Here is a 4,546-nt window from a genome sequence, read left to right as displayed (position 1 = left end):
CAGTCAACGACAACACACCGACGATCACCTCGGGCGGCGCAATCAGCGTGGCCGAGAACGCCACGGCCGTGACCACGGTGACGGCGACGGATGCCGATGCACCGAGCCAGACGCTGACGTACCGCATCGCGGGCGGTGTGGATGCAGGGCAGTTCTCAATCAATGCAGCGACGGGCGCACTGAGTTTCGTCACGGCGCCCGACTACGAAGTACCCGGCGATGCAGGCGCAGACAGCGTGTACGACGTGGTGGTGCAGGTCAGCGACGGTGGGATGAACGTGAACCAGTCGCTGGTGGTCCGCGTCACCGGGGTCAATGACAACGTGCCGCAGTGGAGCGCGCAGCCAGGGGCGGCACAGATCCAGGTGTCCACCCCGGAGGGGGTGCGCTGGTCGGTGGTGCTGGATGCGACCGATGCCGATCTGCCCGCGCAGGGACTGGCGTTCGCCATCACCGGCGGTGCGGATGCGGCCCTGTTCACGCTCGATCCGGTCAGCGGCCTGCTGACCTTCCAGCGCATTGCCGACCACGAGGTGCCGCAGGACGCCAACCGGGACAACGCCTATGAGGTCGAGGTCGAGGTCGGGGATGGTGTGCTCGCCGCGCGCAGGACCGTGGTGCTGCGCGTGGCCAATGTCAACGAGGCGCCGGTGCTGTTGAACAGCCAGATCGCCGTGGAGCAGGGCGGGCAGGTCGTGCTGGACGCCACCATGCTCTCCGCCAGCGACCCGGACACCGCCGCCGCCACGCTGGTCTACACCGTCAGCGAGGTGCAGTCGGGGCAGTTCGAGCAGGTGGGTGCAGGCACTCCCGGCCAGGCAATCAGCCAGTTCACGCAGGCCGATGTCACCGCCGGGCGGGTGGTGTTCGTCCAGTCGGATGTCCGCACTGCCTCTGCCAGCTTCGCCTTGACCGTGTCCGATGGCGCGTTGACGGTCGGCCCGCGCCGGGTGGTGGTGCAGGTGCAGCCGACCCCGGAGCAGACGGTGCCCGCCGTGGCAGGACAGTTCGGGACTGCGGGGGCTGCCGGGTTCGAGGGTGTGGCGGGTCGTGTCGGCTCGGGCGGTGTCCTGACCATGGTGAATGACCGAACCCGGTTGGACCAGATCATGGTGGAGATCGCCGGGAGTGCCGCCCCGCCCGTCAGCCTGTCCCCAGTGGCCAGTGACCGCCAGGGCGAAGCACCCATGGCGGCACTCTCTCTGGTGGGAGATCCCGGCGTGCAGCCCGTTGCCGTCCACGCTGCGTCCAAGCCCGAGGTCACACCGGCCGCACCGGCCACGCACGGCACCCGCACGGCCACCCTGACCGAACCTGCCCGTGGCATCGACCCAGGGCGCCAGACGGCCAGCGACTTGCTGGTGATGCTGGATGTGCCCATCGACCTGAGCGGGTTTGCGCAGGAGCACACGGCCTTGCTGCAATGGATGTCGGCGGAGGAGCGTACCCGCGTTGCAGCCGAGTCCGCACTGCAGCAAAAGGAGAAGGACAACGCACCGGACCTGCACTGGGACAGTGGAAAAACCTTGCAGGTGGGCAGCATGGCGTTGTCCGTGGGCTTGGTGTTCTGGGCCACGCGGGCCACCGGGCTGGTGGCGAGCTTGCTGGCGGTGGCGCCACCGTGGCGGCAGTTCGACCCGCTGCCCGTCCTGAGCGTCCATGCCCCCCGTCAGCCGGCTGGCACTGAAGTTGAGTGGCTCGATACCGATATCACGGGATCGCTGGCCGAGCTGGCAGAAGACATCCTCGATCAACGCACCTGACGCCGCCTCTCCAGGCCCCACCTACCCATGCGCTTACCCTGGCCGCCGGACACGATTTCACGCATCGCCGTGGGCATCGCGGCGCTGGCGGTGTTGTGCTTGATGGGGCTGGACTACGCCTTCGGGCTGGTGCCCAACCCGGTGCGGGCGGAGATCGACCGGCGCCAGGTGGTCAGCCAACTGATGGCCGACCAGATCGCGCTGGTCGCCACCCGGCTGGGGGCACAGGATGTCCACCAGGTGCTCTATGGTTCGCGGCGCAACGAGTCCAGGCTGCTGGGCATGGCGCTGCGCTCTGCGGCCGGTGAGGCGGTGTCCGTGACCGGGCTGCCGCCGCCGCAGGTGGCCGCGGGGTTCCGCAGCACCTCGACCCATGTGCGGGTGCCGGTGATGCTGCAGGGCCAGCCCTGGGGCGCGCTGGAACTGAACTGGCAGCCGATCGCGGCGGAATCCTTTCCGTACCTGCTGCTGACGCCGCAGTCGCTGTGGCCGATGCTGACGTTCGTGCTGCTGTCGGTGCTGCTGCGGCTCTACCTGGGCAAGGTGTTGCACCAGTTGGACCCGAGTGCCGCCGTGCCGGATCGGGTCAGCAAAGCCTACAACGCGCTGTCGGAGTCGGTGATCATGCTGGACGGGCAAGGGCGCGTGGTGCTGCTGAACGAGGCGTTCCGGGGGCTGATCGGGCAGCGCAGCGTGCAGATCGGACGCCGCCTGGAGGAACACAGTTGGCTGCGCGAAGGAGCCGAGCTGCAGGACGGCAGCGACTACCCCTGGACCATGGCAATGCAGACGCACACGCCCTGCACGCGGCTGCCGATGAAGCTGCGCCTGGGGGACGAGCTGCGCGTGACGCTGGTGACGTGCAGCCCGCTCATCGAGAAGAAAAAGACGCTGGGCTGCCTGGTGGTCATCTCCGACCAGACCCACATCGAGCGCAACAACGAAAGCCTGCGCCTGACCACGAGCCAGTTGCAGTCCGCCAACGACGAGATCCAGCAGAAGAACGCCGAGCTGTTCCGCCTGGCAACACGCGATCCCATGACCGACTGCCTCAACCGCCGGGCCTTCTTCGACCTGGGCGGTGCGCAGAAGGACCAGTGCAACCTGGTCGGTCAGCCGGTCGCCGTCATCATGTGCGACATCGACCACTTCAAGTCCTTCAACGACCGCTATGGCCACGCCATCGGCGACGAGGTCATCAAGGCGGTCTCGGGCATCTACAACACCGCAGCGGCCGAGGTCGGGCTGGCGTGCCGCTATGGGGGGGAAGAGTTCTGCGTGATGCTGCCCGGCTGCGACGAGGCGCAGGCGCAGGTGTTCGGCGAGATGCTGCGCAAGCGGGTGCAGGACACGGCGGGCGATGGCATCGACTACGAGCCGCGCTTGAGCGTCACATCGAGTTTCGGCGTGGCCGTGACCCGCTCGCCGCGGCTGGCGCTGGAGCAGCTCATTGACCAGGCCGACCAGGCGCTCTACCAGTCCAAGCGCGCCGGGCGCAACCGCTGCACGCTGTTCGAGGAAACACAGCCCGCACAGGCCAGCACGGACGCCGACACCACCGCCTGATGCGGCGGCGCCCACGGCATCACAGTGGCAGCGGGTCCGTGTCGTCGAAGCGCAGGACTTCGAAGCTGACGGTCGGCGCGTTGATGATGTTCGGACTGACCCCGAGACAGATCACGCCGCGCCCGTGCAGCGTGCAGGCCCCGCGGCGCAGCGTCACCACCTCGGACTGGCGACCGAAGCGCACGTAGGTGCCATTCGAGCTGAGGTCGGTGAGCTGGAAATTGCCGCTGTGCCACTCGATGCGGGCGTGCATCCGCGAGACCCGGCTGTCGTCGAGGCAGTAGGCCGCTTCGTGGCTGCGACCGAGGATGGCCGGCAGATTGCGCAGCGTGTGGATGCGCGACACGCCTTCGCTGACCAGCCGGATGCCTTCGGGCACGGTGGTCGGGGTGGCGTCGCCGAACATGGTGGACAGGGGATCCGGCCCGGAGCGCCGCGCCTCGAAGCGCCACACCTCCACCGGTTCGACCCGGCCGCGCAGGTGCAGCCGCTCCAGCCGCCGAAACCGCTCGCGCACGTCCGACGGCAGCACCCCCAGCGTCTGTGAAGTCACCAGCGTCTCGTTGTCCCCGGCGTGGTCGAGCAACCGGGCGGACACGTTCACGGCGTCCCCGAAACAATCCCCCGCGACTTCGATCACCTCGCCGTGGGCCATGGCGATCTGCACGCGCATGACCGGGCTGCGCGAGGGCCGCGCCGCTCCCATGACCCGCTCCAGCGATTCGTGGACTTCTTCGGCAGCCCGCACACCACCGACCGGATGCGGAAACACGGCCATCAGCCCGTCCCCGAGCGTCTTGATGACACGCCCCCCCTGGCCTTCCATGATGCGGGCCACCACCGCCACGCTGTGCGTGACGACGGACGCGGCTTCAGCATTCCCCAAGCTTTCGTAGAGGGATGTGCTGCCGCGCAGATCGGCAAAAAGAACGGTACAAGTCACGGTCTGCGGCATACACGCAGTTTACCTTGTCGTTTCGTGAAGCAGTGCGCATCCAGAGGTTGCAGAAGTGAAATGACCCTGCGGATGCAGGGCCACGTTCACAGGAGAGGTTAATCCCCCTTTGTCAACCGGGATGCTTACAGATTGTCCAGATAGGTCCGCAGCTTGTCCGAGCGGCTCGGGTGCTTGAGCTTGCGGATGGCCTTGGCCTCGATCTGGCGGATGCGCTCGCGCGTCACGTCGAACTGCTTGCCGACTTCTTCCAGCGTGTGGT

General features: G+C 67.6%; 4 protein-coding genes. 2 read left to right on the top strand and 2 right to left on the bottom strand.

Features of this window, described 5'->3' with window-relative positions; translation table 11 throughout:
- Together QZW52_RS18625 and QZW52_RS18620 are read left to right on the top strand one after the other, a co-directional pair.
- Window positions 1–1,763 (top strand): cadherin-like domain-containing protein (locus tag QZW52_RS18625; protein WP_294001534.1); only part of this gene is annotated, 1,763 nt, incomplete at its 5' end.
- 27 nt (window positions 1,764–1,790) lie between these two features.
- Window positions 1,791–3,329, top strand: coding sequence for a sensor domain-containing diguanylate cyclase (locus QZW52_RS18620; RefSeq protein ID WP_294001530.1), 1,539 nt, complete (start codon window positions 1,791–1,793; stop codon window positions 3,327–3,329).
- A gap of 19 nt (window positions 3,330–3,348) precedes the next feature.
- Here QZW52_RS18620 and QZW52_RS18615 read toward each other — a convergent pair whose 3' ends face one another.
- Window positions 3,349–4,284 carry an adenylate/guanylate cyclase domain-containing protein gene (locus tag QZW52_RS18615; protein ID WP_294001527.1) on the bottom strand — a complete coding sequence of 312 codons (936 nt, stop codon included), beginning with the start codon at window positions 4,282–4,284 and terminating at the stop codon, window positions 3,349–3,351.
- Between the two features lie 125 nt (window positions 4,285–4,409).
- A partial coding sequence (locus QZW52_RS18610; protein ID WP_294001537.1) for a sigma factor-like helix-turn-helix DNA-binding protein occupies window positions 4,410–4,546 on the bottom strand: 137 nt, incomplete at its 5' end.

Origin of the sequence: Sphaerotilus sp. (assembly GCF_013299175.1) — a bacterium.
Lineage (GTDB): Bacteria > Pseudomonadota > Gammaproteobacteria > Burkholderiales > Burkholderiaceae_C > Sphaerotilus.
Note: the sequence above shows the minus strand (reverse complement) of the source record. Positions and strands in the feature narration are given on the sequence as shown.

Excerpts from the sequence above, each read along its gene's own strand:
- QZW52_RS18620 (WP_294001530.1), top strand. The coding sequence starts at position 1,791 with ATGCGCTTACCCTGGCCGCCGGACACGATTTCACGCATCGCCGTGGGC.
- QZW52_RS18615 (WP_294001527.1), bottom strand. The coding sequence starts at position 4,284 with ATGCCGCAGACCGTGACTTGTACCGTTCTTTTTGCCGATCTGCGCGGC.